Source organism: Mycobacterium sp. UNC410CL29Cvi84, from assembly GCF_000686745.1.
GTDB lineage: Bacteria > Actinomycetota > Actinomycetes > Mycobacteriales > Mycobacteriaceae > Mycobacterium > Mycobacterium mucogenicum_B.
The window spans coordinates 145,590-171,340 of sequence record NZ_JMLM01000007.1; the positions used below are offsets into that span (position 1 = coordinate 145,590).

Here is a 25,751-nt window from a genome sequence, read left to right on the forward strand (position 1 = left end):
CGCTAGAACCTCAACCATGGTTGAGGTCAACCCCGGCGCATGCAACACGATTCGTAGTTTCGGTACCGCCATGTGGTGAGCCATGTCCCGCATTTTCGTGACAGAAACTGAAACACGTTCTAGTCTCTGGGGTATGGGTAACCTGGAGGCGATCGCCGACATTCAACGGCTCAAGTACCGGTACTTCCGCTCCTTGGACCTCAAGGACTGGGACACCTTCGGGGACTGCCTCGCCGCAGATGTCGTCACCCGCTATGGCACACACGCGATGGGTGAGCCGGTGCACTACGAGGGACGAGACGCCGTCGTCGACTTCATGCGGACGAACCTCGACAACGGAATCATCACCACGCATATTGCCAGCCACCCCGAGATCGACCTCGACTCCGACACCACGGCGCACGGTTCGTGGGTGTTCGAGGACACCGTGATCGTGCCGGGGCACGCGATGATCCGCGGCTCGGGCTACTACTCCGATACCTACCGCAAGGACGAGGACGGTGTGTGGCGGATCGCCAGCACCGGGTACCAGCGCATCTACGAGGCGCTCACGTCGCTGGAAGATATGCCGAGTTTCAAATTGTTAGCGAACCGCTGGGCTTAGTGCTCGCGCGCCGCGGCGCTCAGTTCGTCACCACGTTCAGCACGAAGTTCGCGTCGGTCTGATTCGGCACCTCGGGTGGCACCTGCGCGGTGCCGTCACCGCGGGCCTTGCTGTACTTGCCGCTGCCTCCGACGATCGAGACGGGCAGTGTTTCGCCCTTGCTGAACACGGCGGCGCGGTCGGCCAGCATCTGGATCGAAATCTGACCGCCATCGAGGATGAAGGTCTCGGTGCACGAGACGTCCCCGGCGGTGGCATCGCCGCTGACAGTCGTGCACACCCCTGCCGTCCGCCCGAGCTTCGTGCCGCCTTGGCGATCGAAAACGTCTCCGGCGAAGATGAATTGGTCACCCGGCCCCTCGCCGGGAGTGCCGAGATCCACACTGGTCTGCCCGGTGTCGTGCTCGTAGAAGTGCAACGTCGTGCCGCCCGGCGCCGACTGATCCTTGCCTCCCGAGGAACAAGACATCGTCAACAGCAAGGCAGGGATCAGCACGGCCGTCGTAGTGCGCAACATGTTCATGTCTCTTCCTCTCGGAGGGGTGAATAGCTACCGATGGCCGCCAACCATCGGCTGACCGGCAAGACCTCCTCCTCCATAGATTCAGCTGCGAGTTGCCTGTGAGGAACCGTTGTCTGTTGAGCATCCCACTCGCGGAGCGCGATTCATAGCAAACAATTCGGCAGGTGACGTGCGCGCAGAAAGTTAGGCTTGCTCGGGTGTGCACCCGAGTCATCTGGCCTGACGCAGGCGATGCGGTCCTGGTCGGCCGCAACATGGACTTCCACCGCGACCTCATGACGAACCTGTGGAAGCAACCGCGCGGCGTGACCCGTGACGACGGCGTCACCGGAAAGCTCACGTGGACCTCGAAGTTCGGCAGCGTGATCGCCACTGCCTTCGACATCATCTCGGTGGACGGCATCAACGAAGCCGGATTGGCCGGGCACGTGCTGTGGCTGGCCGAATCCACCTACGGCACACCGGATGACACCCGGACCCAGCTGAGCCAGGCGGTCTGGCTGCAATACTTCCTCGACAACTTCGCGACGGTGGCCGAGGCGGTCGCCTGGATCGGCGAGACCGACGTGCAGGTGGTCCAGCTGGACGACCCCACCGGCGGCGACCCGCCGACCATTCATCTGGCGCTCGATGACGCCACCGGCGACTCGGCGATCATCGAGTACCTCGACGGCCGGCCGAAGGTCTATCACAGCAAGGACTTTCGGGTGATGACGAACTCGCCCACCTTCGATCAGCAGCTCGAGCTGGTGAAGAACTTCGAGGGCCTCGGCGGCTCGGAGCCGCTGCCGGGTACGACGTTGGCCTCCGACAGGTTCGCGCGCGCCACCTACTACGCCGGCCGGCTGCCCACGCCGGCCGGCCAGGTGGAAGCGATCGCCGGCATGTTCTCGGTGATCCGCAACGCCGCGCAGCCCTTCCGGATACCGGATCCGGGCAAGCCCGATGCCTCGCAGACCATCTGGCAGGTGGTCATGGACCTGACGAACCGGCGCTACGTCTACGAATCGACCACGCGCCCCAACATCGTGTGGGTCGATCTGGCGGATCTCGACTTCACCGCGGGCAGCCCGCAGCTCAAACTCGACCTGATCAGTGACCTCGCCGTCGAAGGCGGTATCGCGGGCAACGTCGGCAGCAAGTTCAAGGACGTGGGACCGATGACCTTCCTGTCGTTATCGCTGCTGCACGAACTCGAGAAGGCGAACACGGCGGATTGAGCGGCACGTCCGCTATTGCCATGACGTGCCGTTGACGCTCTGACACGCTGTCCGGATGGACCTCGTGTGGGGTGTCGTCGCGCTGACCGTCGCGACGTTCACGGTGCTGCTGGCGGTGCGCCGCGTTGTGATGGCCGTCAGCGGACTGGTGTTCGCGCGCTATGTCGCCGTCGGCGGGTTGGCGGCGTTCTCCGTCGACCGCGACGCCGCGGCTGACGACACCTATCGCGTGCGGTTCGAGGTCGGTGGGCCCGCGGTGTTTCACAACGTGACGGTGCAGCTGTTCGGCATGCCCGAAGGCGCAGCGTCGGCACCACCGCCGTTGCGCCACACCATGATTGCCGGCGACGATCCGATCGACTGGACCTTCCGGCTTCCCGACGGCGCGGCCGCGCAGGCGTGGGTCACTGTCACCTGGGTGCGGCCCTACCTGCAGGGCGTCGAATCCGAAGCTCTCGCACATTGGCTGCAGGGCGACCGGCTGTACGAATGGCGTTGGTACTCAGAGACGAACCGCTACGTCCGGACGGTCCTGCGATTCATCGCCCGACGGTGGTCCGTGGGCGGCGAGTCGTTGCGGGAGTTGCCGCTGTACGGCCGGTGGCGGCGCACCTCGTCGAACAACAGCGCCGATCTGTTGGGCCCGGCGGCCACCCCGCCACCGAGAACCTAGACGCCGTCAGGTCGGCAACTGCGCGAGCACCGCTGCCATGACGTCGGATACCGCGGCGGGATTGTCGCCGCTCACCTCGACCACGGGGACCAGTCGACGTTCATGGCCGGCGCCGACACCGCTGAACTCGTCGCCGACGATGGCGGTCGCCGTCGTCGTCCCCGGATCGGTTGCGGTGTAACCGGGATGCCCACCGAACGCGGTTGGCTGGGAGTTGACGGTCGCGAGTTCCCGAGTGCGGTAGTTGAAGCTCACCAGGAGATCCGTCCCGCCGCGTTTGAAGAAGCAGCTGTCGAGGCTCTGGTCTTTCCAGTCGAACACCAGGCCCGGCGCCTTTTGCAGTTCGGGTACGACGGCACACGGTGCAGTTCGGGTCAGCGCCGTGACTGTCGTGTTCGGGGAGCTGCCTTGGGCCGGCTGCGACGGCCACTTCGACAGCACGGCGCGTACCAACGGTTCGCCGGATGTACATGCCTTGCGGTCCCGGGCCATCGATACCGACATGCGCACCGCGATGTCGTTCTCGAACGGTATGTCGATGCTGCACGCGCTCTCGACCAGTTGGCCCCGAGCCTCCGGCGGGAGGGCCGAAGCAGAGTCGATCTGCCGGATCCGGGCACCGTCGATCTCTGTGAGTGTGCCCAGGGGAGTAGTGAGGAAATCCGTTGGTGTGAAAGCGATCGCCCAGTCGACGTCGACGCCGCGGTCGCTACCGTCGTCCATGTGGGCGGCGCAGCTCGTCGGGCTGGACGCCGTCCCGAAGGCGCTGATGGTGCCAAGCGCGGCGAGCTTGTCGCGGTCGATCAACGCGCACGGATCGATCCCGCGGGCCCACGCGATGGCATCCTGACGGGTCAGGTTCTTCGGCATCGGCTTCGTGGCCGACGTCGGGGCTGCCGACGGCGTGGGCTCGGTCGTGCTGTTGCAGCCCGTCATGAGCGACGACGCAACCACCGTGACGCCGACGCAGGTAACCCAGTAGCGATTTCCCCCGATACGCATGGCTCAAGCCTATGGGGTCGTGGCCATGGCACCTTGCACGTATTTCTGGCGATGACGATCACCGCAGTGCCAGGATGGCCTCATGACTGTCGTTCTGGTGCATGGCAATCCGGAGACCGCTGCGATCTGGGGTCCGCTGGCCGACGCGCTCGGTCGCGACGACGTGGTGCGCCTGTCGCCACCGGGATTCGGCGCGCCACTGCCCGAGGACTTCCCGGCTACCTACCTTGCGTACCGGGACTGGCTCGAGGCCGAGCTGGAAGCCATCGGGGAGCCGGTCGACCTCGTCGGCCACGACTGGGGCGGCGGCCACGTACTGACTGCCGTCATGCACCGGCCCGAACTCGTCCGCAGTTGGGTGACGGACGTGGTCGGGATACTCGACCCGGACTACGTGTGGCACGACCTGGCTCAGGTGTGGCAGACCCCGGGGGAGGGCGAGCAGCTGGTCGAGACGATGCTCGGCGGCAGCGTCGAGGACCGCGCCGCCCAGATGGTCGCCCTGGGCATGCCGCTGGATGTCGCCACGGCCCTCGCCGCCGCGCAGGGGCCGGAGATGGGCCGGGCGATCCTGGCGCTGTACCGCTCGGCGCGCCAGCCCGCGATGGCAGAGGCCGGGCGTGACCTCGAGAAGTTGCGTGCCCGGCCGGGCCTCGCGCTGCTGGCCACCGATGACCCGTACATCGGATCCGACGAAATTCGTTACCGCGCAGCCGAACGCGCGGGCGCGCGCACCACGGTGCTCGACGGGCTGGGGCACTGGTGGATGCTGCAGGACCCCGCGCGCGGCGCGGCCGCGCTCACGGAGTTCTGGGCCACGCTCGACTGAACGTCAAAACCCAACTGGCTCAGGGCAGTACGGTGTGCAGCAGCATCACGTTGTACGCCGACCAGAGCGACAACGTGAAGTACAGGTCGCGACCGTTGGACCACGGGTGCAGGTACGGCGCGTAGACGCCGCCCGGGAACTGCTGCGACGACACCACCAATTGCTCTGGGCCCCAAGGCCCTTGCGGTGTCGGCGCGGTACGGATCACCACGTCGGACAAGTTGTTGCAGTACATCACCAGGTATTGCTTGAGGTAGGTGTTGTACTGCACCGACATCTCACCGACCGGACCGGGAATGATCGGCGAGGCCGCAGCGGGATTGTTGGGCACCCACGACTGGCTCTCGTTGTTCCAGTACTCGTACTTGCTCATGTCCGGCAACAGGTTCTGCGGAACCCGGGACACGTAGGCGTTTCCGACTCGGCCAGAAGGGGTTCCGTACGAATAGATGTAGCCGTCGCTGCCCTTCAGGAAGGCGCCCTGCTGGAAGTTCTCGTTCCCCGGCAGGTACGCCACGCGCGACACGCTGTCGGGCGCCATGGGCCGGACGCTGCTGGGGTACACACCCCAGTTCTGGCCGTTGTCGTTGGAGACGGCGATCGCCGAGTAGTTCGTCGTCCACGCGCCGGCGCTGTCCCAGTTCTTGATCGACATGAAGCTGGCGTACTGCGTCTTGCCCACGGAGACACCGGAAGTCGGGATGATGCCCTTCTCGACCGGCGCCCACCGGATGGTCGGGATGGTCTGCTTGGCCAGATTCGGCTGCCACTCGGGTGAGCCCGAATAGGGGTTGGTCACCGAACCGGGCGGAATGTGGATGCCGTGCGACAACGTGCGGTCGTTGGTGCGGAACATGGTGTTGTAGCGCCATTGCTGATTGGGGGTGGCGCAGTAGCCGTAGGTGTCACCGAACATCATCAGCACCTGGTTGTTCACCGGGTCGCCGTTGTCCCACATGATGCCGAGGTCGGTGCCGGAGATGCCGAACCGCTGCAGGGTGTCGCCACCCGCGCTCTGGTCGCCGGTCACCCAGCCGACCAATGACGTGGTGCCCGCGTCGATGGCCGGCGCGGGTTCTGCTCCGGGCTGGGGTTGCGCCGCGGCGGGGGCGGGCTGTGCCGCGCGAGGTTGGACCGGCGGCTGCGGCACGCGGGGCTTGCCGGGCAGCACGCCCGCCTGCTGTTGCACGGTGCCCTGGGTGAAGGCGCTCAGCAGCGACCGGGACAACTTGCCCAGAGTCGGCAGCGGGGCCTTGTCGTTCGCGTTGCTCGGTCGGTGGCCGCCCGACGGCGGCCGCATGACGCCGCTCGAGGGCACCCCGTTCGGTGGCAGGACGCCCGCATTCGGGCCGGTGCATGGATCGGCGGCTGCGCGTGGCGGCGCGATGCCGACTGCTCCACCGAGAACGACGGCGGCCGTCAAAGCCACCGATGCAATGCGAGGACGCGGCGACACGGTCACACCTTTCGGATGGCGGGCGGCGCTCGGACGCCAGCGAGGGGCTTTTGTGACCATAGTTATCAATGGGGCTGTTGAGGCCTCTGCTGTCGGGATGGGTACCCATCTGTAACCACGTCGCGATCGTTCACCTGGCGTTTGCCCGGCGAAGGTGACCCGCGTCGCAGGTCGGAACACAGCGCTCGTACCGCGCGGCCGGATCGTCGTCCGACCTAGACTCCAGCCATGACTGCCGCCCAGCGCGAACGTGCCGCACTCGTCGAATCCCTGCGCGAGCACGGGCCCGATGCACCCACTTTGTGCGAGGGCTGGACCGCTCGTGATCTGGCGGCGCACCTGGTGGTGCGGGAACGTCGACTCGACGCCGCGCCCGGAATTCTGGTGCCACAGCTGGCCGGTTATACCGAACGCGTCCAGGCGCAGGTGACCGCATCCACCGACTGGGAAAAGCTGGTCGACATGATCGCTGCGGGCCCGCCGCTGTACTCGCCGTTCAAGCTGCTCGACCCGTTCGTCAACGTCGCCGAGATGTTCATTCACAACGAGGACGTCCGCCGGGCTCAGCCGACGTGGGAACCGCGCGAGCTCGACGACCGGCTGGTGTCCGCGTTGGCGGGGCAGGTGGCGAACATGGCGCGCATGGGGATAAAGAACGCTCCGGCGCGGATCGTGCTGGTCACCCCGGACGGCCGCCGACTGGCCGCAGCGGGCCGCGGCGCCGAGGTGACGGTGACCGGCGCGCCGGGGGAGCTGCTGCTCTTCGCAGCGGGTCGCGGGCCGGCTCAGGTGGCTTTCACCGGGCCTGACGAGGCCGTCGCCGCGGTCCGGGGTTCGAACCGCGGATTCTGACTTTCAGCCTCTAGAAAGCACAACGCGGCTCGATCCCGAAGGATCGAGCCGCGTTGTTCTGGCTTCTGATCAGAAGTTGTTGCAAGTGTTGGCCACGTTCAGCACCAGGTCGGTGTACTGAGCGGCGCCCGGGGTGTTGTACGCCCGGGTGATCAGGGCCTTACGCTGCTGCGGACCGGAGGCGATCAGCTGGTGCAGGTAACCGACGCCGATCGGGTTTGCCTGCAGCTCGGCGGCGGCACCCGGGTCGAGGGCGGTCAGAGCGGCGATCACCTGCGGGTAGGTGCAGGTCGAGTACATGATCGGGGTGGGGTCCGGCTGAGCGGTGGCGACTGCGCCGCTGGCCATGACAGCGACCAGTGCCGAGCCCGCGCCGACCATCATCCGAGTGGTGAAAGACATTGTGTATTCCCCTCCCGCACCAGCTAACCGATGCGACCAAAGTGATTGATGACTACGTTAGCAGTTCTATCGACCGTCTGTGGCTGTGCGTTACAGCGCCTGAACGAGCAGTCCGTGCGGGTTCTGGGTGGCATGAGTGGCGGTATCGGCGACGGTCGGTATGTGCGCATCGGCCAGGTGCAGACACCCCGATGTAGGCAAACCTAACCTAAACAAAATCGGGTAGGCTCGCCGCTGAAATGACCGAGATTGATCAGGGGCCGGTGCTACCGCGCGAGTTGACCTCACTGTCCGCTGAAGTGCGCGCGGTGGGTGCACCACCCGTTCCGCAGCTGGCAAGCCCGTGGGCAGTGCGCCTTGTCGACGCTGACGCCGACGCCGAGATGCTGTCCGAATGGATGAATCGACCACATCTGGCCGAGGCGTGGGAGTACGACCGACCGCCGGAGTGGTGGCGACGTCACCTGCAGGCGCAGCTCGACGGTGAGTACTCGCGGCCGTTGCTGGTGAGCTACCAGGACAAGGCCATGGGCTACCTCGAGCTGTATTGGGCCGCGAAGGATTCCATCGCGCCTCGATACGATGCCGATCCCTACGATCTGGGGCTGCACGCCGCGATCGCGGATGAGCGCTTCGTCAATCGCGGCCTGGGACCGATGTTGATGCCCCAGGTGCTGGCCAGTCTCTTCCAACTCGTGCCATCGTGCCGTCGGGTGATGTTCGATCCCGACCATCGCAATACCGGTGCGCGCCGGCTGGTCGAACATGGCGGCGCCGAATTCCTCGGTGAACACGACATGGCCAACCGCAGGATGGCGCTGTACGCGCTGGCGCGCCCAGCCAGCTGACGTCGGGCCTGCCCTGTATATAGAGGGAGTGGCAAAAAGGCTTCTGCTGTTGCTGGCAGTGCTCGCCGTCGTGGGGGTGTGCGCGGGACCGTGGTTCTACCGAACCCAGATGGAAGGCGCCCCGGCTCCGGCCCTGACCTTGCCGTCCACGCATCGCCCGGCCAGCACGAGCCTCGACGGTAAATGGATCGTGGCCGCGGGTCCTGATGATGAGGCCAACCGCTCCCAGGCCGGTTACCGCGCCCGGCAACAACTGCTGTGGGAAACCGTGACCGTCACCGGACGGACCAACTCGGTCCGGGGCGACGCGACTGTTGCCGGTGGCACTCTGCAGGCAGCTAGCTTCGTCGTCGACGTGGCAACCATGCAGTCGCCGCACCGCGGCCGTGACGACAGGTTCCGCGGCACCGACGTGATGGACGCCGTCAAGTTCCCGACGGCCAAACTCGCCGTCCTCGACCCGGTCGACCTGTCGTCCATCGCCGGTGACGGCATGCCGACGACCATGGAGGTTTCGGCGCAACTGACGCTCAAGGGCGTCGCCCGGCAGGTCGCGGTGCGCCTCGATGTGCAGCGGTCGGGCAACGGGGTCGTGGCCGTGGGCCAAATCCCTGTCACCTTCGCCGATTACGGCATCGTCCCCCCGGCGCCGCCGGGGGGAGTGCTCGCCGTCGATCCCATCGTCACCATCGAATTCCTGGTGAATCTCGTCAAGCGATGAACGGTGAGGACGTCACCGCGTCGTACCCCTCGTAGTCAGGCCGCATTCCCGCGGCCACGAGTTCCCAGAGCACCTCGTCGGTGCCGCCGCCGACCCGGGCGAGCTTCATGTCACGCCACCACCGGCCCAATGGTGTCTCGTCCACCAGATATCCGGCGCCGCCGAAGATGTGCATGCACTCGTCGACGACCTCGACGCCGAGCCGCGCCGCGGTGACCTTGATGGCCGCGGCCGCGCGCAGATCCATGCGCCCCTGCGCGGCCAGCCCGGCCAGGCCGTAGCGCAGTAGATCGACCCGCGCGTGCAGGTCGGCCAGTCGCATCCGCAGTGCTTGATGCTCGTACAACGTGTGGCCGAATTGGCGCCGTTTCATCATGCGGGCCAACGTGATTCCGATGATCCTGCGGCAGTTGGCCTCGATCTGACCGGCGACGGACAGCCGCTCCTGCGCCAGTCCCCAGGAGATGGCGGCCAGGCCGGTGCCCGCCCGCGCCACCAACGCTTCTGCCGGCACCCAGGTGTCGATGTGGACCGCCGCGGTATCGAGTGGACCGGCGCCCACCTTGCGGTAGGGCGTCCGTACCTCGACCTGCGCGGTCGGCACGGAGATCACCACGACGCTGCCGTGGCGGCTCTCCGGATCGTGGTCGACGCTCCGGGCGACCACCATGATGTGATCGGCGATGGGCGACAGCGACACGAACTTCTTGGTGCCGCGGACCTCGAAACCGCCACGCGCGGAGACGACTTCGGTCTCGGCGATTTGCAGGTCCGAACCACCCGACTCTTCCGACGCACCGATGCACAACACGGCATCGCCCCGGATGGCCTGCTCGGTGATGTCGCGCAGATAATCAGACTTGCCGAATCTGCGCAGGATGGCGATGGCCGAGTCATGCAGACTGACCCCGACACCGATGCCCGCGGAACCGAGCTTGCCCAGTTCCCCGGCGAGGGCGAAGACCTTCGCCACGTCCGGATGCTGGCTGTCGCCCCACTTGGCGGCGAAAACCTCCGACTGGCCCAGGTATTCGATGAGCTTGCGCGGAAAGCGTTCGTTTTCTTCGGCTTCCGCGGTCCATTCGCGGACCCGGTCGTCGAAGACCTCGCTCAGCAGCTCGCGATAGCTCTCGGTGGTGCACGCCTCGAAAGTGGTCACGATCCCACCGTCTCCAGGGTACGACGGACTTCGAGGCGCCGGAGTTTGCCCGACGAGGTTCGCGGCAGGGAACCCGGTTTGAGGAACACCACGTCCGCCGGGACGATGCCGCACTCGGAGGCGACCAGGGACACCACTTGGCTGCGGGCGGTCGACTCGTCGTCGCCCTTGAACTCCGCGGCGATCACCAAACCCTGCCGGGCGCCCGCGTCTTTGGTGCCCACAGCCACGACGGCGCCCTCGCGCACACCATCGGCGCGGGCGGCCACCTGTTCGATCTCGGTCGGGAAGATGTTGCGTCCGGCCACGGTGATGAGTTCTTTGAGCCGGCCGCACACCACCAGGCCGTCGGCGGTGACATAGCCGAGATCGCCCGTGGCGAACCATTCTTCGCGGTCGACGGGGTTTTGCCCGAGATAGCCGGCCATCATCGAGGTGCCGCGCACCTGAACTTCGCCCACGTCGCGTCCGGTGAGCTCATGGGGCACGTCCGTGGGAGCGATGCGGACTTCCATACCGTCGATCGGCCGGCCGAGCACCGCGTACCTGCGCACGGCGGTGTCGCCGTCGATCGACACGGTGACATCGTCGCAGCGCAGGCCGCCACCCGGAGCGGGAACGGTTACCGCGCAGGTCGATTCGGCGAGCCCGTACGACGGGCACAGGGCGTCCGCGTCGAAGCCGAACCTGGCCATCTCGGTGGCGAAGCGGTTGGTGCCGTCGCAGTCGACGGGTTCGCCGCCGTTGAGTGCGAACCTCAGCGCGCCCAGGTCGACATCGGTGATCAGGCGGGAGTACTTGCCGAGCAACCCGAACGCCATGTTCGGGGCCGCGGTCATGGTCGCCTTGCTCTCGGTCAACCACTTGAGCCAGTTGAAGGGCGACGCGGAGAACGCGGTGGTGGGCGCCTGCCAGAGTTCGCCGCCGCCGAGCGTCATCGTCAGCATGAACGCCAAACCCATGTCGTGGTAGATCGGCAACCACGAATGTCCACGATCGGCGTCGGTGGCGCTGATCCGCGCGACCAGTCCACGCAGGTTCGCCAACGCCGCGTCCGCTGGGATCTGCGCGGTGCGCGGCGTGCCGGTCGATCCCGCGGTGCCCTGCAGGATGCCGAAGTCGGCGGTGCGAGAGGGTAGGTAGGTCGTCGAACGACGTTCGTGGGCAACAGTATTGACGTCGTGGAGGTGCGTGTCACCGGTGCCGGTGCGCAATAGGTCGAGGTGCTTGCCGTGGCTGAGTACCGTGCCGATGCCGATACCGGCGAACCTGTCCAGGGTGGCGTCGGCCCAGGCGGCTGTGTCCGCGCCGCGTACCGGTCCGGGCAGGATGGACACGGCGGCGCCGGCGAAGATCGCACCGTAGATGCCCGCCAGGAATTCCACCGTGGGCTCGCCGACCAGCCCGATTCGGCTTTGTCCGTCGATGTGTGCGGCGACGTTCTCGGCGCGGGCGTGCACCTCCTGCCACGGATGCCGTTGCCAGTCACCAGTTTTCGGATCGAGGGTCACCAGGTCGCGCGTGGACCGGGTCATCACCTCGGACAGGGCGGACGCGAGGCTCGAGGCGCTCATGAGCGTTGGGTGGTAGGCAGTTTCGCGGCGATGGCGTCTTCGAGGTCGCCGACGGTTTCGCTGCTCAGCAGGTCTTCCTCGGACAATGCGACGCCGAAGCGGTCTTCGATCGCGACCATGCCCACGGCGAAAGCCACCGAGTCCAAACCGACATCGTTGATGAGCCGTGATTCGCGGGTGACGCGTTTGATGTCCACGCCCATGTCGTCCTGCATGATCTTGGCCAAGCCAGTGCTTACCGATTCAGCTGTCTCCATGTCGAGGGACCGTAGCTGACCGAAGGTGTTTAGGCTAGGCTTACCTTCTAGCCAGGGAAGTCTCCCAGACTGGTACCACCGTCCCGGTTTCCATTGTCGATGGAGACCAGCGCCGGCACCCGTTCGCAGGTGACCACGCCGTGGTCGGCGGTCACTTCGTCGATGAGATCGAAAGCGGTAGAGATGTTTTCGGGGGTGTCGACCACGATTGTCGTGACCGGGACCTGGCGGCCGAGCTGAAACAACCGGTCGCCATGCGGCGTCCGTCGGTCATGGAAGCCCCAGATGCCACGCAGCACCGTGACGCCGCGGCTGGCCTCGATGGCGCGCAGTCGGCGCACGATCTCGCGGTGCACCGGCTCGCCGCCGTGCAGCGTGTCCTCGGTGGTGTACACCATGAGCTTCTGCCACAACGGAGTTCCGTCGGCGTCGTGCGCCGGCAGCGCACCCGGGCGGGCCCGGAGTGTCCCGGCCTGCTTGCACAGCTCGGCTCGCTCCACCGTCACCAACGGGTCGGGCAGCAGCCGCTCCAGCTCGGGCAGGACCGCGGACGCGCGGTCGCCGTCGCCGATCGCGATGATCATGACGGGAACGTCCGTGTTGCGGTTCAGGAATCGGGCCCGTTCGCGGCGTCCGCGGACCGTGCCGTCGACCCCGAGAAAGACGGAGGCGCAGGCGAATCCGCTGCGGTGGAGCAGGTCGCACACCGCGATGTGGGCCGGCCGGCCGTTGACGCGGTGCTGGCGGCCGACATAGACGGTGAGCTTGGTGGGGTGGGGCGAGCGAAGCGACGGGGATGAGCTCGGGTCGGCGCTTGCGGTGGTGAGCAGGCGCGCGCGTTCGAGCGTGACCAGTCCGCGCGTCGTCAGCTCCACGGTTTGCTCGGCCAGCTCGGCGATCTTGTCGGCGGTGTCCACCGCGGCGATGGCCACCGGCAGGTCCTCGGACTGGCTCAGGGTCTGGTCGGTGCGCAGCTGATGCCGTGGCCCGAACCCGGCGATGCCGCGCAGCACCACACTGGTGGCGACGTTTTCGGCGCCGTAGAGGTCGAGCAGCTCCTCGGCGAGGAAGCGGCGGCCCTGATGACGTTGTCGCTCACCGAAATACGTGGTGAGTTTCAGGTAGTCCGTGGAGTCGCTCACAGCAGGCCGCCCATCCATATTCCCAGCGCCGCGGCGGCCAGGCCCAGCACCACGCTCGCCACGATGTTGGCGAGCGCGAACCAGACCTGCCGTTCCTCGCCGAGGCGCTGGGTTTCCAGCATCCACGTCGAGAACGTCGTGTAGGCGCCGACGAACGCGGTACCGGCCAGCAAGGCGACATTGGGAGGCAACGCCAGACCGCCGAAGAAGCCGAGCAACCAGGCGCCGCTGAGATTCACCACGAACGTGCCGTACGGGAAGCTGCTGCTCTTGCGTTTCGATACCGCGCGGTCCACCAGGAACCGCGTCACGGCTCCCACGCCACCGATCAGCGCGACGCCCAGCCAGATGACCGCCGTCATGCCCGCACCCGGACCCGTCGGACCAGGACGGTGGCGAGGTAGACCGCGACCAGGCCGGCGATGATGCTCGCCACCGTGTAGCCCGCGGCCAGCCCGTAGGCGCCGTGTTGGAGCATCCGCACCGTCTCGACCTGCATGGTGCTGAACGTGGTCAGGCCACCGCACACGCCCGTGCCGAGCAGCGGGCGCTGATAGCTCGATACCGGTAGTCGCTCCAGCAGCCGGGTGGTGAAGTAGCCGAGCAGGAACGCGCCGACGATGTTCACGATGAACGTGGGCCAGGGCCAGTGCGCGGGATGTGGCGCGGCGAAGACGGCGAGGGCGGCACGCGCGACGGTGCCGATGGCGCCCCCGACGAAGACGGCGGCCAATTCTCGGTTGTCGTGGCCGAACATAGGGCAAAAGTATGGTGGCCGAACGCCGACTGGTGCACACCGGGGGAGAACCGGTAGCAGAATCGAGCCCATGACGGCCAACCCGCGCGCCGGCCAACCGGCCCAGCCAGATGACCTGATCGACGTGGCCCACGTGGTCACCGCCTACTACACCGTGGCGCCCGATCCCGAGAACGTCGATCAGCAGGTGGTGTTCGGCACGTCGGGCCACCGCGGATCGAGTCTGGACGCGGCGTTCAACGAGCCGCACATCCTGGCCACCACACAGGCGATCGCCGAGTACCGCGCCGCGCAGGGCACCACGGGGCCGTTGTTCATCGGCCGTGATACCCATGCCTTGTCCGAGCCGGCCTGGGTCACGGCGCTGGAAGTGCTCGCCGGCAACGAGGTCGTCGCGATGATCGACGCCGCCGACCGCTACACGCCCACACCGGCGGTCAGCCACGCCATCTTGACCTTCAACCGCGGCCGGGAAGGCGACCTCGCCGACGGCATCGTCGTCACCCCGTCGCACAACCCGCCGCGCGACGGTGGTTTCAAATACAACCCGCCCAACGGCGGCCCGGCCGACACCGATGCGACGAGCGCGATTGCCAAGCGCGCCAACGAGATTCTGCGTGACGGGCTGCGCGACGTGAAGCGGATGCCGCTGGCGCGTGCGCTGGGCTCGACGGAGCGGCACGACTACCTCAATGCCTACGTCGAGGATCTGCCGAATGTGGTTGACCTGCATGCCATTCGCGCAGAGGGGGTGCGCATCGGCGCGGATCCGCTCGGTGGCGCCAGCGTCGACTACTGGGCCGCCATCGCCGAACGGCACCAGTTGGACCTGACCGTGGTGAACCCGCTCGTGGACGCGACCTGGCGGTTCATGACGCTCGACACCGACGGCAAGATCCGCATGGACTGCAGCTCGCCGAACGCCATGGCGTCACTGATCGCGAATCGCGACCGCTACCAGATCGCCACCGGCAACGACGCGGACTCGGACCGGCACGGCATCGTCACGCCCGACGGGGGCCTGCTCAACCCGAACCACTATCTCGCCGTGGCCATCGACTACTTGTACACGCATCGGGCGGGGTGGCCGGGTTCCACCGCGGTGGGCAAGACCGCGGTCAGCTCGTCGATCATCGACCGCGTGGTGGCCGGGCTGGGGCGCCAGCTGGTGGAGGTGCCGGTCGGCTTCAAGTGGTTCGTGGACGGATTGCTCAGCGGCACAATCGGCTTCGGTGGCGAGGAGAGTGCCGGGGCATCGTTCCTGCGCACGGACGGGAGCGTCTGGACCACCGACAAGGACGGCATCATCCTGGCGCTGCTGGCTTCGGAGATCCTGGCGGTCACCGGTAAGTCGCCGTCGCAGCGTTACGCCGAGCTGACCGAAAAGTACGGTGCGCCAACGTATGCCCGTATCGACGCGCCGGCCAACCGCGAACAGAAGGCGCGATTGTCGAAGCTGTCGGCCGAACAGGTCACCGCGACCGAGCTGGCAGGCGAACCGATCGTCGCCAAGCTCACGGCCGCGCCGGGCAACGGCGCGCCGCTGGGCGGGCTGAAGGTGACAACCGAGAACGCCTGGTTCGCCGCGCGGCCCTCGGGGACCGAGGACGTCTACAAGATCTACGCCGAATCGTTCAAGGGTCCGGAACATCTGGCGCAGGTTCAGGCCGCCGCGCGGGAAGTGGTGAATACAGTCATAGCGTGAGCGCTGTAACGGAGGGCGACTGTCCGACCCCGACCCGACTGCCGGCCGAGATCTGGGTGCTGGCCGGCGCCAACATCGTCATCGCACTCGGCTACGGCGTGGTGGCCCCGGTACTGCCGGCGTACGCCCGCAACTTCGGTGTCAGCATCAGCGCGGCGACGTTCGTCATCACCGCGTTCGCCGCGATGCGGCTGATCTTCGCGCCGCCCAGCGGCCTGTTGGTGCAGAAGCTCGGTGAGCGGCGTGTCTACCTCACTGGCCTGCTGATCGTCGCGTTGTCGACGCTGGCCTGCGCGTTTGCGGAGACCTACTGGCAGCTGTTGGTGTTCCGATCCCTCGGTGGTGCGGGCTCGGCAATGTTCACGGTGTCGTCGCTGGCGCTGATGATCCGGCTGTCGCCGTTCGACGCCCGTGGCCGGGTGGCCGGGTTGTTCTCGAGCGCATTCATGATCGGTGGCGTGGCCGGGCCGGTGGTCGGCAGCTTGACCGCCGGGTTGGGTCTGTCCGTGCCGTTCGCCATCTACGGGGCGGCGCTGGTGGTCGCCGCGGCCGTGGTGTTCGTCAGCCTGCGGAACTCGACGCTGGCCGCTCCGGACGAGGAGGCGGTCGGGCCGACGGTGTCGGTGCGAACCGTGCTGCGTAACCGCGCCTATCAGGCCGCCCTGCTGTCGAACCTGGCGGCCGGATGGGCGGCGCTGGGCCTGCGCGTGGCGCTGGTGCCGCTGTTTGTCGTCGACGTGCTGCACCGCAGCGCGGGCATGGCCGGCCTGGTGCTGGCGATGTTCGCGATCGGCAACGTCTGTGCCGTGATTCCCAGCGGGCACCTGTCCGACCGGGTGGGCCGCCGCAAATTGATGATCGTCGGCTTGACGGTGTCGGCCGCCTCGACTGCGCTGCTCGGCTGGACCACGTCGCTGCCGGTGTTCCTCGTGATCGCGTTCGTGACGGGTGCGGCGAGTGGCGTCTTCGTCTCGCCCCAGCAGGCGGCCGTCGCGGACATCATCGGCAACCGGGCTCGCGGCGGCACCGCCGTGGCGACCTTCCAGATGATGTCGGACCTCGGCACGATCGTCGGCTCCCTGGCCGCCGGACAGATCGCCCAGCACGTGTCCTTCACCGCCGCATTCGGCGTCGGCGGGGTGATCCTGCTGGCGGCTGCGGTGTGTTGGTCGCTGGCCCCGGAAACGCGTCGATCCGGTGACGACGAGGAGACCCCGATCTGTCCACTGGGCCACGAGCCGGTGGAAGGGTCCCTCTGACCAGCCGTTTTGTCGACGGTGGTGCCAGTGGTGTAGCTTCATCAGGCACCACTTAAGGGGCTATGGCGCAGCTGGTAGCGCACCACACTGGCAGTGTGGGGGTCAGGGGTTCGAGTCCCCTTAGCTCCACAAGTAAAACCCGTTCTGACTTCGGTCAGGGCGGGTTTTCGCGTTTCGCGGCGCGCTGCGGTTGATCCTGCGGCAGCGCAGAACTCGTAATTCCTCAGTAACACCGGTCCACGAAGCTGTACCGCATGACACGAGATCAAGTAACCGAAGAGATCGTCGCCGCGCGTCTGGCGAAAGGCCTGACATGGCAACAGTTGGCGGATGTGCTGGAGCGTCCGTTGGTGTGGACGATCGCCGCATTGCTCGGCCAGCACCCGGTGCCCACCGAACTGGGTGCCAAGGTCGTGGCACTGCTCGGTCTCGACGAGTCCGTCATTCCCGTCCTGGCAGCGGTGCCGATGCGCGGCGGGTTGCCGACCGCGGTGCCCACCGACCCGACCATTTACCGGCTCTACGAAGCGCTTTCGGTATATGGACCAGCGCTCAAGGAAGTCATCCACGAGCAGTTCGGTGACGGCATCATGAGCGCCATCAACTTCAGCATCGACCTGCAACGTAAGTCCCACCCAGGCGGCGACCGCGTGGTGATCACGTTCGACGGGAAGTTCCTGCCCTATGAATGGAACGCGGCGACGAACTGATCGCTGCCGACCGCCTGGCGTCCCGGCCGCAGGAAGGCGCCACCTATCGACCAGCGAACTTACCGCGCGGTAAGATGCGCGCATGACGCAGCGCAGCATGCCCACTCTCGATGGCGTGACCCATGAATATGTGCAGGCCGGTGACGTGAAAATCCACGTGGCTGCGGCCGGGCCGGAGGGTGGACGCCCCGTCGTGCTGTTGCACGGCTGGCCGGAGAACTGGTTCATGTGGCACAAGGTCATTCCGGCGCTGGCCGATGCCGGCTACCGGGTGCACGCCATGGACCTGCGCGGCGCCGGCTGGAGCGAGGTCACCCCGAAGGGTTACGAGAAGGAACAGTTCGCCTCCGACGTGCTCGCCGCGGCGACGGCGCTGGGGCTGGACACCTTCGACCTGGTAGGCCATGACTGGGGCGGCTGGACCGCGCAGCTGGTGGCGTTGAAGGCGCCGGCGCGCGTCAAGCGGTTGGCGATCCTCAACATCCCGCCGGTGTGGCAGGAGCCGGGCCGGGTCGCACGGCATGCCCACAAGCTGGCGTACCAACTTGTCGTGGGCGCTCCGGTCGTTGGACCGCTGTCGCACCTGTCACCGACGCTGTGGTGGTTCATCCGCCGCAGCGGCATGCCCCAGGAGTCGGTGGACTTCTTCCGCAGCTGCTTCCGCGACCGGGACCGTCGCGTCGCGGGCTCAAAGATCTACCGCGCCATGGTCGGCAAGGAGTTCGCGAAACTGGCGCGTGGTCCCTACGACGATCAGAAGCTCGCGATGCCGGTGCGCGTCCTGTTCGGTCTCGACGATGTGGCGGTGCATCCGTCGCTGCTGGAGGGCTTCAAGGATCACGCCGACGATCTGAACATCACCGAGGTGCCCAACTGCGGTCACTTCATCATCGACGAGCAGCCCGATCTCGTGATCAAGTGGCTCTCGGACGTGCTGGCCGAGTCACGGCAGAGCTGACGTTGTCGGGCAGTTCTGGCAATCCGACCCAACCGCCGCGGCCGGATGCCCGGTGGCGAACAATGATCTGATGGTGAATCCCGAGCTCGTACCGTTCGGCGACGTGTCCACCGAGCTGGCGGTGATCGAGGCCGCGGAACCCCCGGGCCTTCCGGGCAGCAATCCGACTCTCGCGCTGCAGCATATGGAAGCCGCGCTGGTTCGGGCCGACCTCGACTGCCCCGACGTGCTCAGCCCCGAGCAGTTCCGGCGCTTGCGCTACCTGTTGAGCTTCGCGCGTCTGACGGTGTTCGAACCGGGCGCGGCCGGTCCGGGCGGTACCCGGGGTCGCGGCGACGTGACGGTTGGTGACGAGATCGCCGGCTTCCGCGCGCGAGTGATCGATGCGCTGTACCACGCACTGCGCGGGCGGACCACCGCACAGGAACGGTTGGACGCGGCGAAGGCGATCCTCGAGACTTTCGCCGAGGACGTCGACTATGAGCGGTCGCTGCTGCTGGAGCGCCACGCCAACGACTTCTCCGCGGCGGAACTAGATGCCGAACTCGGTTACAAGACCTACGTCGCGGTCCTGGGCGGCGGGGGCGGCGCCGGCTACGTCTATCTGGGCGGCATGCAGCGCATGCTCGCGGCGGGCCTGCCGCCCGCCTACATGTTGACCAACTCGTTCGGCGCCATCGTCGGCAGTGTCATGGCCCGCGTCCTGCCGGTGCCCATCGAGGACTACGTCGCCTGGGCGAAGACCGTCACCTACCGCGGCGTCCTGGCCCCGGCCCGGACCCGCCGTCGCCACGGACTCAATGGCCTGTTCTCGTTGCAGTTCAACGAATTCGCAAAGGAGATGTTCACGCGCGAAGACGGTGAACCGATGCGGATGACGGATCTCTCGATCCCGTACGAGACCGTCGTCGCCGGCGTCCGGAAGCAGTCATTCGACCGGCTGCCCGGCCAGTTCCATCCGTCGCATTTCACGATGATGGGAGTGCGCGCGCTCGAGCACCTCAAGCTGGGCTACGCGCCCGGCGTCGTCAACCGGCTGTGGCAGGTCGCTGCGTTCATCGATTCCCGCGTCGTCAAGCCGATCGTGCTCGGGGGCGACGATCTGACGGCCGACTTCAATGTCGTTGACGCCGCGAGCTTTTCGTCGGCGATCCCGGGGATTCTGCATCATGAGTCGAGTGATCCGCGGATGTGGGGCCTGCTCGATCAGCTGCTCGTGGAGAAGGATGTCGCCGCGTTGGTCGACGGGGGAGCGGCGAGCAACGTCCCGATCGAGCTGGCGTGGAAGCGAATTCAGGACGGTCGCCTCGGCACCCGCAACGCGTGCTACATCGGCTGGGACTGCTTCCATCCGCAGTGGAACCCGAGACACCTTTGGCTGCAACCGATTACCCAGGCGCTGCAGTTGCAGATGGTCCGCAACGCGCCGTTCGCCGACCGTGTCATCCGGTTCAGCCCTACGCTGTCTCCGGTGACGTTGGCTGCCGCGCCGGAGGCCATCGACCGCGCGATCGAGTGGGGCAACGCCTCGGTGGAGAGTTCGGTGCCGTTCGTGCAAAGGCTCACCGAACCGGTGTGGTGGAAGGGAAGTCAGCCGCCGCAGGTCGATCGGACACCGGTTCGGGTCTCCGCTCCGTTGCAGCCGATGGCCACGATTCTGGACGGTGCCCGACGGGCCGCCGAATACGTACCGCGGGTCACTCGGGTACGGCGCCGGGTCGCGGCCGTCGGGGACCGCATCCGCAAGTCGCAGTCCGAGTCGACCTAGGCGCTCGGTCAACGCCAGTGGCGATCACCGGCCATGCGGAGTAGGAGGATGGCGAGCCACGCGGCGATGGCGCACACCTGTATCCGCTCCACCAGCCCCACCATGGCTGTTGAGTCCGTCAGGCACATGGCGACGTCGACACTGCCGAGAAGCGCGGCCACGGCTGCGGCAGAAAGTCCGGAGACGCCGAGCCTGCCGTAGCCCGGCTGCCGTGTCAGCGCTGCCCCGTAGAGGCCGATGGCACAGACGAGTGCGGTGAACCCGATGAGGCTGGAAGCGGTATGGGGTTGCACGACCTGCGTCGTGTGGATCGCTTCTTCCGTTGCGCGGCAGCTCACGTCGATCGACGGCGCGCACGGCATGGTCCACAGGCCATCGACCATCGACGAGACGCCGGCGACCATCGCGCACAGATGCGCGACCGACGCCTGCCTCGTCGGCGGCCAACGCATCAGCAGGTTGGCAACGGCGATCAAGCCCACCCCGGCCACGATGTCGCTGACCCGGAAGAACGCACGTGCCGGTTGGCCTGCGACCGCCAACTCGCTGACGTATGAGCGCAGCGGGCTCAGATGCGAGTTGACCAGCCACGCCACCGGGAAGTCGCAGTATGCCAATATCCCCACGAACGCGGTGAGGGTGACGACGACCGACAGCGACGCGCGGCGATCCTGGACCATCTCGGCATTCATGTTCGGCTGATACCCACTTCCGCCGGGTCCAACGTAGTCCGACGCGGACCGTCGTTGCGTGGCCTTGCGGAAAGTGTTGGTGGGCGCACAGCTGCGGCCGATTTCCAACGCGTTTCCAACTGCCTGCCACTACGTTCCCGTCATGACCCGATCCACCGGTTTCATCGGCACGACCGTCATCGTCGGGGTCCTCACGCTGCAGTTGAGCGCGTGTACCTCGACCATCAAACCCGAAGGCGCCGCGCAGTCGGTGACCGACATGGTGAGCAGCAAGACCGGATTCCACCCGACCGATGTCAAGTGCCCGTCGGGCATCGACGCCAAGGTCGGCGGCGAATTCGACTGCACCTTCACGGGACCGGAAGGGCCATACAAGGCGCATCTCAAGATCACCAGCGTCGATGGCGAGAAGGTCGGCTTCGACATCAGGACGAACCGGAGCTGACGTCGGCGACGCGAGCGAGAATGCCGTTATCAAATAGGTAGAACATTCCTTCCGGTCGCGGTATCGTGGCGGGGTCATGGCCGAGTGGTTCTTGTTCCTGCCGCAGGTGCGGCTGAGTATTGGCGACATCGTCGAGCGCGCGCGGGTGGCCGAGGAGTCGGGCTTCGATGGCATCGCCTTCATCGACCACCTCGAAGCGCCCGGCGCCCCGGATCGCGGTATCTGGGACGCCACGGCGATCGCCGCCTGGGTCGCGGCGCATACCCAGCGGCTGCGCGTCGGGCATCTGGTCCTGTGTGACGGTTTCCGTCATCCGGCGGTGCTCGCCAAGCACGCCGTCACGATGTCCGCCGCGTCGGGCGGGCGGTTCGAGCTCGGTCTGGGCGCGGGATCGATGCCTGCCGAGTTCGAGCGGTTCGACATCGACAACGCCGACGACGCCCCGGCTCGCTTCCGCCGGCTCGAACGTGACCTGCAACTGATCCGCCGGTACTGGGGCGACGACGGCGATGATGCGCAGTTCCCGCGCCGGGAACATCCGATTCCCTTGGTGCTGGGCGGTGTCGGCAAGAAGACCATGGAACTCGTTCGCAGACATGCCGATTGGTGGAACCTGCCATGCAATCACCTCGACCGGCTGCAACTGCTGCGCCCGCAGGCGGGCGCAGCGCGGGTGTCGGTGCAGCAGATGGTCGGTTTCGTCGGCTCCGCAGCGGACCGCGCGACGGTCACCGAGACGAGCACGCGCCGCTTCGGGCATCTCGGTGCCGGACTGACCTGCGGTACGGCCGACGAGCTAGTCGACCACTTCGGGCGGATGAGTGATCTTGGCGCCGAACGGTTTTACGTCTGGTTCGCCGATTTCGCCGAGCCCGATACCTTGCGGGAATTCGCCGAGACGGTGGTGAGGGCGGCATGAGTTTCGTGGACCGCCCCGACTACCGTGTCGATATCCATCGCCGCCGCAACAGGATTACAGCCGAGTACGATGGACGACTGCTCGCGTCGACCGCGGCCGCGTTGCTCGTCGACGAGCAGGACCACGGCCTGGTGTTCTACTTCCCGCGGTCGGACGTCCACATCGAACTGCGCAAGGACCCGGACGCGACAAGCCGCTGCCCGTTCAAAGGGCAAGCCACCTATTGGCGATTCGACAACGACGGAGACGAACCGGTGTGCTGGAGCTACGAGGACCCGACCGAACAGGTGGCGCGGCTGCGCGACCACATCGCGTTCTATCAAGACCGCGTTGTCGTCCGCGTCGCCCAGGCTCACCCCGCTGTCCTCGGGTACGGCCACGCATGACGACGCCGTCCTCCGTCACCGGAATGCTCGAGGTGTTCGACGTCCAGCCTGCGGGCCCCGGCCGGTTCCGCGGCTTCAGCGACGGTGGCGAACGCGCTGTCGTCGACGGCACGCAGCTGCTGGCGCAGTCCATCGTGGCGGTCGCAAAGCAGTTGCCGAACAAAGCGATTCGCTCCGCCCACGCGATCTTCGGCCGGGCCGTGCAGGTTGATCTGCCAGTCGAATTTGCCGTCGACGTAGTCAACGACGGCCGTAGTTTCGCCGTGGCGGTCGTCGCGGTCGAGCAGGGCGGCCGGCGCTGCGCGACAGTGACGGTGTTGGCAGACACCCCGACACCCGACGTGATCCGCCACCACGCGGACCGCCCCGACATCGCGCCTCCCGCCGAGTCGAATCCGAGCCCCATGCCGATGATCGGCCGCGAACTGCGCCTCGTCGACGTTCTCGACGTCAACAGTCCCGACGAGGTCGGTCCGCCCGAATTGCACGCGTGGCTGCACTACGATCCGATCCCGCGCCGCGACGACCTGGCCAAGGCGCTGCTCGCGCACTTCACCGGCCACCTGTCGATCTCGGCGACCATGCGTGCGCACGCCGGCATCGGTACCAGCCAGGCACACCTCACCGTGTCCACGGCGCCGATGACGGTCACCGTGGCGTTCCATGAACCCGTCGGCTGGGACGGTTGGCTGCTGTACTCCCACGACAGCACCCAGGTCGGCGCCGGAATGTCTTATGTCCGAGGACAAGTCCACACCGAGGACGGTCGACTCATCGCCTCGTTCACGCAGGAGGGCATGATCCGTCCGCTACAGACCACCGACACCGCCATCGCCGTGACGGCGCGGTTGTAGTCGGCATGGCAACCGGTGGCCGCCGTGACCGAACCGGTGAGGACGGTCATGTCTCATATACTGTGAATGCAACAGTAACCATTACAAGTAGGGGAACCGAGGTCGCGTAATGCCCACACCCGTCATCGTCGGTGCTGTCCGCACAGCGATCGGCCGTTCTTTCAAAGGCACCCTCGTCAACACTCCGCCGGAGACGCTGATCACCACCGTCCTGCCGGAGGTGGTGCGGCGTGCCGGCATCGACCCGAATGCGATCGACGATCTCATCTTCGCTGAATCCCATTACGGTGGTGGTGATCTCGCTCGTTATGCGGCCGATGCCACCGGTATGCAGCATGTGCCCGGGCAGTCTGTGAACCGGCATTGCGCGGGTAGCCTCACCGCGATCGGCAATGCGTCGGCCCAGATCGGTTCGGGCATGGAGCGGGTACTGATCGCCGGCGGCGTGCAGTCGCTGTCGATGAATCCGCTGGTGAGTTGGCGCATCCCGGGGCCGGAGCTGAAATTCGAAGAGCGATGGATGCCGCCGACGCACGTCGAGACGCCGGATGCGCCGGCTAAGGACATGTCGATCACCGTCGGCTGGAACACCGCGCAGGCCATGGGCATCACCCGTGAAGAGATGGACGCCTGGGCCGCGCGGTCGCACCAGCGGGCCATCGCCGCGATCGATGCCGGCAAGTTCCTCGACGAGATCGTGCCGCTGAAGGTGCAATTGCCCGACGGCTCGGTGGTGGACTTCAGTGTCGATGAGCATCCGCGGCGGGAAACCACCGCCGACAAGCTCGCCGCCCTGAAGCCCCTGCACCCTGAGATCGAGGGCTTCTCCATCACTGCCGGCAACAGCAGCGGCACCAACGACGCCGCGGCCGCGGTAGCGATCGTCGACGCCGCCTACGCCGAGGCGGAGAACCTGACGAAGATGGCCACCGTGCGCGCGTGGGCTGCCGCCGGTGTCGCGCCGCGGGACACCGGCCTGGGTGCGCTACGGGCCATCGACAAGGTGCTGCAGCGTGCGGGCCTGCAACCGGCTGATGTTGCGTTGTGGGAGGTCAACGAAGCGTTCGCGTCGGTGTCGATCGCGGCCTGTAAGGAATTCGGTCTCGACGAGGAGAAGGTCAACTTCTCCGGAAGTGGTTGCAGCCTCGGCCATCCCATCGCCGCGTCGGGCGCTCGGATGGTGACGACCCTGATCTATGAGCTGCAGCGGCGCGGTGGCGGCATCGGTGTCGCCGCGATGTGCGCCGGCGGGGGCCAGGGCGGCGCCGTCGTCATCGAGGTCTGAGCCCGACTAGGAGCGCGGCGCCTTGCGGCTGCGGGGCGCCGGCTTCTTGTTGGCCTCGATCAGGCGTTCGGCCTGATCGAGGATGCACTCGAGTCCGAAATCGAAATTGCTCTCGTCGACGGTGCCCAGATGATGGCCCTCGCGAACGGCGCGGGCGAGCAACGGGGTGGTCTCGGCATCGATGGTCATGGCGTCCTGGAGGTCGCCCAGCACCTTGCCGTCGGCCTGATTCTTGTCGCGAAGGCGTTGCAGCACAGCTGATCCGCGGACGTGCACCGATACCGCCGAATAGATGTCGAAAGCGCTCTGCGGCGGCAATCCGGCCTCCACCAGGCTCGCAATGGCCTTTTCGACAGCCTGCACGCCGACACGGGCGGCCCGCGGGCTGAGCGCGGAGCGGATGAGGATCAGGTCGCACAGAATCGGGTTGGCCACAAATGCCTCACGCATGGTGCGGGCATGGTTGCGCAGCGTCGAACGCCAGTCCTTGGCTTCGACATACGGCGTGGCGAACACGTACTCGCGCAGGGCGCGGTCCGTCATCGCGTTGAGCAGGTCGTCCTTCTTGCGGAAGTACCAGTAGATGCTCGTGACGCCCACGCCGAGGTGTTTGCCCAACAGCGGCATGCTGAGGTTGTCGATCGAAACCTGTTCGGCGAGTTCGAATGCGCCGTTGATGATGTCGTCTGGGTTGATCGAACCTCGCTCACGCCGTTGGCGCTTCTCGGCGGTTGCCACCTTTGCCACTGTC

The 25,751-nt window shown here is 66.7% G+C and carries 28 protein-coding genes, 1 tRNA gene and 1 pseudogene; 18 read left to right on the forward strand and 12 right to left on the reverse strand.

Going from position 1 to position 25,751, the window contains the following annotated elements:
- The first annotated feature begins 133 nt into the window (after positions 1 to 133).
- Positions 134 to 604, forward strand: coding sequence for a nuclear transport factor 2 family protein (locus BR47_RS0111255; RefSeq protein WP_020102671.1), 471 nt, complete (start codon positions 134 to 136; stop codon positions 602 to 604).
- A gap of 19 nt (positions 605 to 623) precedes the next feature.
- Here BR47_RS0111255 and BR47_RS0111260 read toward each other — a convergent pair whose 3' ends face one another.
- The gene (locus BR47_RS0111260) at positions 624 to 1,127 is read right to left on the reverse strand and encodes an allene oxide cyclase barrel-like domain-containing protein (protein ID WP_029119572.1); all 504 of its coding nucleotides are present in this window, start codon (positions 1,125 to 1,127) and stop codon (positions 624 to 626) included.
- A 197-nt stretch (positions 1,128 to 1,324) separates the two neighbouring features.
- Here BR47_RS0111260 and BR47_RS0111265 point away from each other — a divergent pair, with 197 nt between their 5' ends.
- On the forward strand, positions 1,325 to 2,347 hold the full coding sequence (locus BR47_RS0111265; protein WP_029119573.1) for a linear amide C-N hydrolase: 1,023 nt from the start codon (positions 1,325 to 1,327) through the stop codon (positions 2,345 to 2,347).
- A gap of 55 nt (positions 2,348 to 2,402) precedes the next feature.
- Positions 2,403 to 3,020 (forward strand): hypothetical protein, encoded by a 618-nt coding sequence (locus BR47_RS0111270; protein WP_029119574.1) that lies wholly within the window; start codon positions 2,403 to 2,405, stop codon positions 3,018 to 3,020.
- A gap of 6 nt (positions 3,021 to 3,026) precedes the next feature.
- Here BR47_RS0111270 and BR47_RS0111275 read toward each other — a convergent pair whose 3' ends face one another.
- The gene (locus tag BR47_RS0111275) at positions 3,027 to 4,022 is read right to left on the reverse strand and encodes a DUF3558 domain-containing protein (protein WP_081831265.1); all 996 of its coding nucleotides are present in this window, start codon (positions 4,020 to 4,022) and stop codon (positions 3,027 to 3,029) included.
- Between the two features lie 82 nt (positions 4,023 to 4,104).
- Here BR47_RS0111275 and BR47_RS0111285 point away from each other — a divergent pair, with 82 nt between their 5' ends.
- On the forward strand, positions 4,105 to 4,851 hold the full coding sequence (locus tag BR47_RS0111285) for an alpha/beta fold hydrolase (protein ID WP_029119576.1): 747 nt from the start codon (positions 4,105 to 4,107) through the stop codon (positions 4,849 to 4,851).
- A 19-nt stretch (positions 4,852 to 4,870) separates the two neighbouring features.
- On the opposite strand, the gene BR47_RS0111290 is transcribed toward BR47_RS0111285, so the two are convergent.
- Positions 4,871 to 6,307, reverse strand: a complete 1,437-nt coding sequence (locus tag BR47_RS0111290; protein ID WP_029119577.1) for a glycoside hydrolase family 183 protein — start codon at positions 6,305 to 6,307, stop codon at positions 4,871 to 4,873.
- Between the two features lie 228 nt (positions 6,308 to 6,535).
- Here BR47_RS0111290 and BR47_RS0111295 point away from each other — a divergent pair, with 228 nt between their 5' ends.
- Positions 6,536 to 7,159, forward strand: coding sequence for a TIGR03085 family metal-binding protein (locus tag BR47_RS0111295; RefSeq protein ID WP_029119578.1), 624 nt, complete (start codon positions 6,536 to 6,538; stop codon positions 7,157 to 7,159).
- Between the two features lie 69 nt (positions 7,160 to 7,228).
- Here BR47_RS0111295 and BR47_RS0111300 read toward each other — a convergent pair whose 3' ends face one another.
- Positions 7,229 to 7,561: a hemophore-related protein gene (locus tag BR47_RS0111300; RefSeq protein WP_020102663.1), complete on the reverse strand. Its 333-nt coding sequence runs from the start codon at positions 7,559 to 7,561 to the stop codon at positions 7,229 to 7,231.
- Between the two features lie 239 nt (positions 7,562 to 7,800).
- On the opposite strand from BR47_RS0111300, the gene BR47_RS0111305 reads away from it, so the two are divergent.
- Both BR47_RS0111305 and BR47_RS0111310 read left to right on the forward strand, forming a co-directional pair.
- Positions 7,801 to 8,409: a GNAT family N-acetyltransferase gene (locus BR47_RS0111305; RefSeq protein WP_020102662.1), complete on the forward strand. Its 609-nt coding sequence runs from the start codon at positions 7,801 to 7,803 to the stop codon at positions 8,407 to 8,409.
- Between the two features lie 28 nt (positions 8,410 to 8,437).
- A complete protein-coding gene (locus BR47_RS0111310) occupies positions 8,438 to 9,130 on the forward strand; it encodes a YceI family protein (RefSeq protein WP_029119579.1) in 693 nt (230 codons plus the stop codon).
- Here the strand turns inward: BR47_RS0111310 and mbtN are convergent.
- Genes mbtN through crcB (BR47_RS0111340) form a run of 6 tightly spaced genes read right to left on the reverse strand, consistent with a single transcriptional unit; the run spans position 9,120 to position 14,019 of the window.
- Entirely contained in the window at positions 9,120 to 10,289 is a 1,170-nt protein-coding gene (gene mbtN, locus BR47_RS0111315; protein ID WP_029119580.1) for a mycobactin biosynthesis acyl-ACP dehydrogenase MbtN, read from the reverse strand. The two genes, BR47_RS0111310 and mbtN, sit on opposite strands and share 11 nt — an antisense overlap.
- Positions 10,286 to 11,863, reverse strand: coding sequence for a long-chain-fatty acid--ACP ligase MbtM (gene mbtM, locus BR47_RS0111320; protein WP_081831267.1), 1,578 nt, complete (start codon positions 11,861 to 11,863; stop codon positions 10,286 to 10,288). The genes mbtN and mbtM overlap by 4 nt, the downstream gene beginning before the upstream one ends.
- Entirely contained in the window at positions 11,860 to 12,249 is a 390-nt protein-coding gene (locus BR47_RS0111325) for an acyl carrier protein (RefSeq protein WP_286154334.1), read from the reverse strand. The genes mbtM and BR47_RS0111325 overlap by 4 nt, the downstream gene beginning before the upstream one ends.
- Positions 12,168 to 13,262, reverse strand: a complete 1,095-nt coding sequence (locus BR47_RS0111330; protein ID WP_090562395.1) for a DUF190 domain-containing protein — start codon at positions 13,260 to 13,262, stop codon at positions 12,168 to 12,170. The genes BR47_RS0111325 and BR47_RS0111330 overlap by 82 nt, the downstream gene beginning before the upstream one ends.
- On the reverse strand, positions 13,259 to 13,624 hold the full coding sequence (gene crcB / locus BR47_RS0111335) for a fluoride efflux transporter CrcB (RefSeq protein ID WP_020102656.1): 366 nt from the start codon (positions 13,622 to 13,624) through the stop codon (positions 13,259 to 13,261). The genes BR47_RS0111330 and crcB (BR47_RS0111335) overlap by 4 nt, the downstream gene beginning before the upstream one ends.
- Positions 13,621 to 14,019, reverse strand: coding sequence for a fluoride efflux transporter CrcB (gene crcB / locus BR47_RS0111340; protein ID WP_029119584.1), 399 nt, complete (start codon positions 14,017 to 14,019; stop codon positions 13,621 to 13,623). The genes crcB (BR47_RS0111335) and crcB (BR47_RS0111340) overlap by 4 nt, the downstream gene beginning before the upstream one ends.
- A gap of 70 nt (positions 14,020 to 14,089) precedes the next feature.
- Here crcB (BR47_RS0111340) and pgm point away from each other — a divergent pair, with 70 nt between their 5' ends.
- The 6 genes and pseudogenes from pgm to BR47_RS0111370 all read left to right on the forward strand — a co-directional run bounded on the left by pgm (position 14,090) and on the right by BR47_RS0111370 (position 20,419).
- Positions 14,090 to 15,724 (forward strand): phosphoglucomutase (alpha-D-glucose-1,6-bisphosphate-dependent), encoded by a 1,635-nt coding sequence (gene pgm / locus BR47_RS0111345; protein ID WP_020102654.1) that lies wholly within the window; start codon positions 14,090 to 14,092, stop codon positions 15,722 to 15,724.
- Positions 15,721 to 16,979: pseudogene (locus tag BR47_RS30310) on the forward strand (MFS transporter); the annotation flags it as partial. The gene pgm and the pseudogene BR47_RS30310, both read left to right, overlap by 4 nt.
- A gap of 60 nt (positions 16,980 to 17,039) precedes the next feature.
- Positions 17,040 to 17,112, forward strand: a tRNA-Ala gene (locus tag BR47_RS0111355).
- A gap of 125 nt (positions 17,113 to 17,237) precedes the next feature.
- Complete coding sequence (gene cynS / locus BR47_RS0111360) at positions 17,238 to 17,693, forward strand: cyanase (protein ID WP_029119585.1); 456 nt, start codon at positions 17,238 to 17,240, stop codon at positions 17,691 to 17,693.
- An 82-nt stretch (positions 17,694 to 17,775) separates the two neighbouring features.
- Positions 17,776 to 18,651 carry an alpha/beta fold hydrolase gene (locus BR47_RS0111365; RefSeq protein ID WP_020102652.1) on the forward strand — a complete coding sequence of 292 codons (876 nt, stop codon included), beginning with the start codon at positions 17,776 to 17,778 and terminating at the stop codon, positions 18,649 to 18,651.
- A gap of 70 nt (positions 18,652 to 18,721) precedes the next feature.
- Positions 18,722 to 20,419, forward strand: coding sequence for a patatin-like phospholipase family protein (locus BR47_RS0111370; RefSeq protein ID WP_051128549.1), 1,698 nt, complete (start codon positions 18,722 to 18,724; stop codon positions 20,417 to 20,419).
- Positions 20,420 to 20,427: 8 nt separating this feature from the next.
- On the opposite strand, the gene BR47_RS0111375 is transcribed toward BR47_RS0111370, so the two are convergent.
- Entirely contained in the window at positions 20,428 to 21,111 is a 684-nt protein-coding gene (locus BR47_RS0111375) for a DUF998 domain-containing protein (RefSeq protein WP_029119586.1), read from the reverse strand.
- Positions 21,112 to 21,253: 142 nt separating this feature from the next.
- Here BR47_RS0111375 and BR47_RS0111380 point away from each other — a divergent pair, with 142 nt between their 5' ends.
- From BR47_RS0111380 to BR47_RS0111400, 5 genes are all read left to right on the forward strand, one after another.
- Complete coding sequence (locus BR47_RS0111380) at positions 21,254 to 21,556, forward strand: DUF4333 domain-containing protein (protein WP_036420991.1); 303 nt, start codon at positions 21,254 to 21,256, stop codon at positions 21,554 to 21,556.
- A gap of 76 nt (positions 21,557 to 21,632) precedes the next feature.
- On the forward strand, positions 21,633 to 22,475 hold the full coding sequence (locus tag BR47_RS0111385; protein WP_029119587.1) for an LLM class flavin-dependent oxidoreductase: 843 nt from the start codon (positions 21,633 to 21,635) through the stop codon (positions 22,473 to 22,475).
- A complete protein-coding gene (locus BR47_RS0111390; RefSeq protein ID WP_020102647.1) occupies positions 22,472 to 22,861 on the forward strand; it encodes a DUF427 domain-containing protein in 390 nt (129 codons plus the stop codon). Before BR47_RS0111385 ends, BR47_RS0111390 begins: the two co-directional genes overlap by 4 nt.
- Positions 22,858 to 23,715 (forward strand): acyl-CoA thioesterase, encoded by an 858-nt coding sequence (locus BR47_RS0111395; RefSeq protein WP_029119588.1) that lies wholly within the window; start codon positions 22,858 to 22,860, stop codon positions 23,713 to 23,715. The genes BR47_RS0111390 and BR47_RS0111395 overlap by 4 nt, the downstream gene beginning before the upstream one ends.
- A gap of 109 nt (positions 23,716 to 23,824) precedes the next feature.
- The gene (locus BR47_RS0111400; RefSeq protein WP_020102645.1) at positions 23,825 to 25,000 is read left to right on the forward strand and encodes a thiolase family protein; all 1,176 of its coding nucleotides are present in this window, start codon (positions 23,825 to 23,827) and stop codon (positions 24,998 to 25,000) included.
- A gap of 6 nt (positions 25,001 to 25,006) precedes the next feature.
- On the opposite strand, the gene BR47_RS0111405 is transcribed toward BR47_RS0111400, so the two are convergent.
- On the reverse strand, positions 25,007 to 25,747 hold the full coding sequence (locus BR47_RS0111405; RefSeq protein WP_029119589.1) for a TetR/AcrR family transcriptional regulator: 741 nt from the start codon (positions 25,745 to 25,747) through the stop codon (positions 25,007 to 25,009).
- Positions 25,748 to 25,751 lie beyond the last annotated feature (4 nt).

Coding starts and splice junctions, on each gene's coding strand:
- BR47_RS0111255 (WP_020102671.1), top strand. CDS start 134: ATGGGTAACCTGGAGGCGATCGCCGACATTCAACGGCTCAAGTACCGG.
- BR47_RS0111260 (WP_029119572.1), bottom strand. CDS start 1,127: ATGAACATGTTGCGCACTACGACGGCCGTGCTGATCCCTGCCTTGCTG.
- BR47_RS0111270 (WP_029119574.1), top strand. CDS start 2,403: ATGGACCTCGTGTGGGGTGTCGTCGCGCTGACCGTCGCGACGTTCACG.
- BR47_RS0111275 (WP_081831265.1), bottom strand. CDS start 4,022: ATGCGTATCGGGGGAAATCGCTACTGGGTTACCTGCGTCGGCGTCACG.
- BR47_RS0111285 (WP_029119576.1), top strand. CDS start 4,105: ATGACTGTCGTTCTGGTGCATGGCAATCCGGAGACCGCTGCGATCTGG.
- BR47_RS0111295 (WP_029119578.1), top strand. CDS start 6,536: ATGACTGCCGCCCAGCGCGAACGTGCCGCACTCGTCGAATCCCTGCGC.
- BR47_RS0111300 (WP_020102663.1), bottom strand. CDS start 7,561: ATGTCTTTCACCACTCGGATGATGGTCGGCGCGGGCTCGGCACTGGTC.
- BR47_RS0111305 (WP_020102662.1), top strand. CDS start 7,801: ATGACCGAGATTGATCAGGGGCCGGTGCTACCGCGCGAGTTGACCTCA.
- mbtM (WP_081831267.1), bottom strand. CDS start 11,863: ATGAGCGCCTCGAGCCTCGCGTCCGCCCTGTCCGAGGTGATGACCCGG.
- crcB (WP_020102656.1), bottom strand. CDS start 13,624: ATGACGGCGGTCATCTGGCTGGGCGTCGCGCTGATCGGTGGCGTGGGA.
- crcB (WP_029119584.1), bottom strand. CDS start 14,019: ATGTTCGGCCACGACAACCGAGAATTGGCCGCCGTCTTCGTCGGGGGC.
- pgm (WP_020102654.1), top strand. CDS start 14,090: ATGACGGCCAACCCGCGCGCCGGCCAACCGGCCCAGCCAGATGACCTG.
- cynS (WP_029119585.1), top strand. CDS start 17,238: ATGACACGAGATCAAGTAACCGAAGAGATCGTCGCCGCGCGTCTGGCG.
- BR47_RS0111365 (WP_020102652.1), top strand. CDS start 17,776: ATGACGCAGCGCAGCATGCCCACTCTCGATGGCGTGACCCATGAATAT.
- BR47_RS0111370 (WP_051128549.1), top strand. CDS start 18,722: ATGGTGAATCCCGAGCTCGTACCGTTCGGCGACGTGTCCACCGAGCTG.
- BR47_RS0111375 (WP_029119586.1), bottom strand. CDS start 21,111: ATGAATGCCGAGATGGTCCAGGATCGCCGCGCGTCGCTGTCGGTCGTC.
- BR47_RS0111380 (WP_036420991.1), top strand. CDS start 21,254: ATGACCCGATCCACCGGTTTCATCGGCACGACCGTCATCGTCGGGGTC.
- BR47_RS0111385 (WP_029119587.1), top strand. CDS start 21,633: ATGGCCGAGTGGTTCTTGTTCCTGCCGCAGGTGCGGCTGAGTATTGGC.
- BR47_RS0111390 (WP_020102647.1), top strand. CDS start 22,472: ATGAGTTTCGTGGACCGCCCCGACTACCGTGTCGATATCCATCGCCGC.
- BR47_RS0111395 (WP_029119588.1), top strand. CDS start 22,858: ATGACGACGCCGTCCTCCGTCACCGGAATGCTCGAGGTGTTCGACGTC.
- BR47_RS0111400 (WP_020102645.1), top strand. CDS start 23,825: ATGCCCACACCCGTCATCGTCGGTGCTGTCCGCACAGCGATCGGCCGT.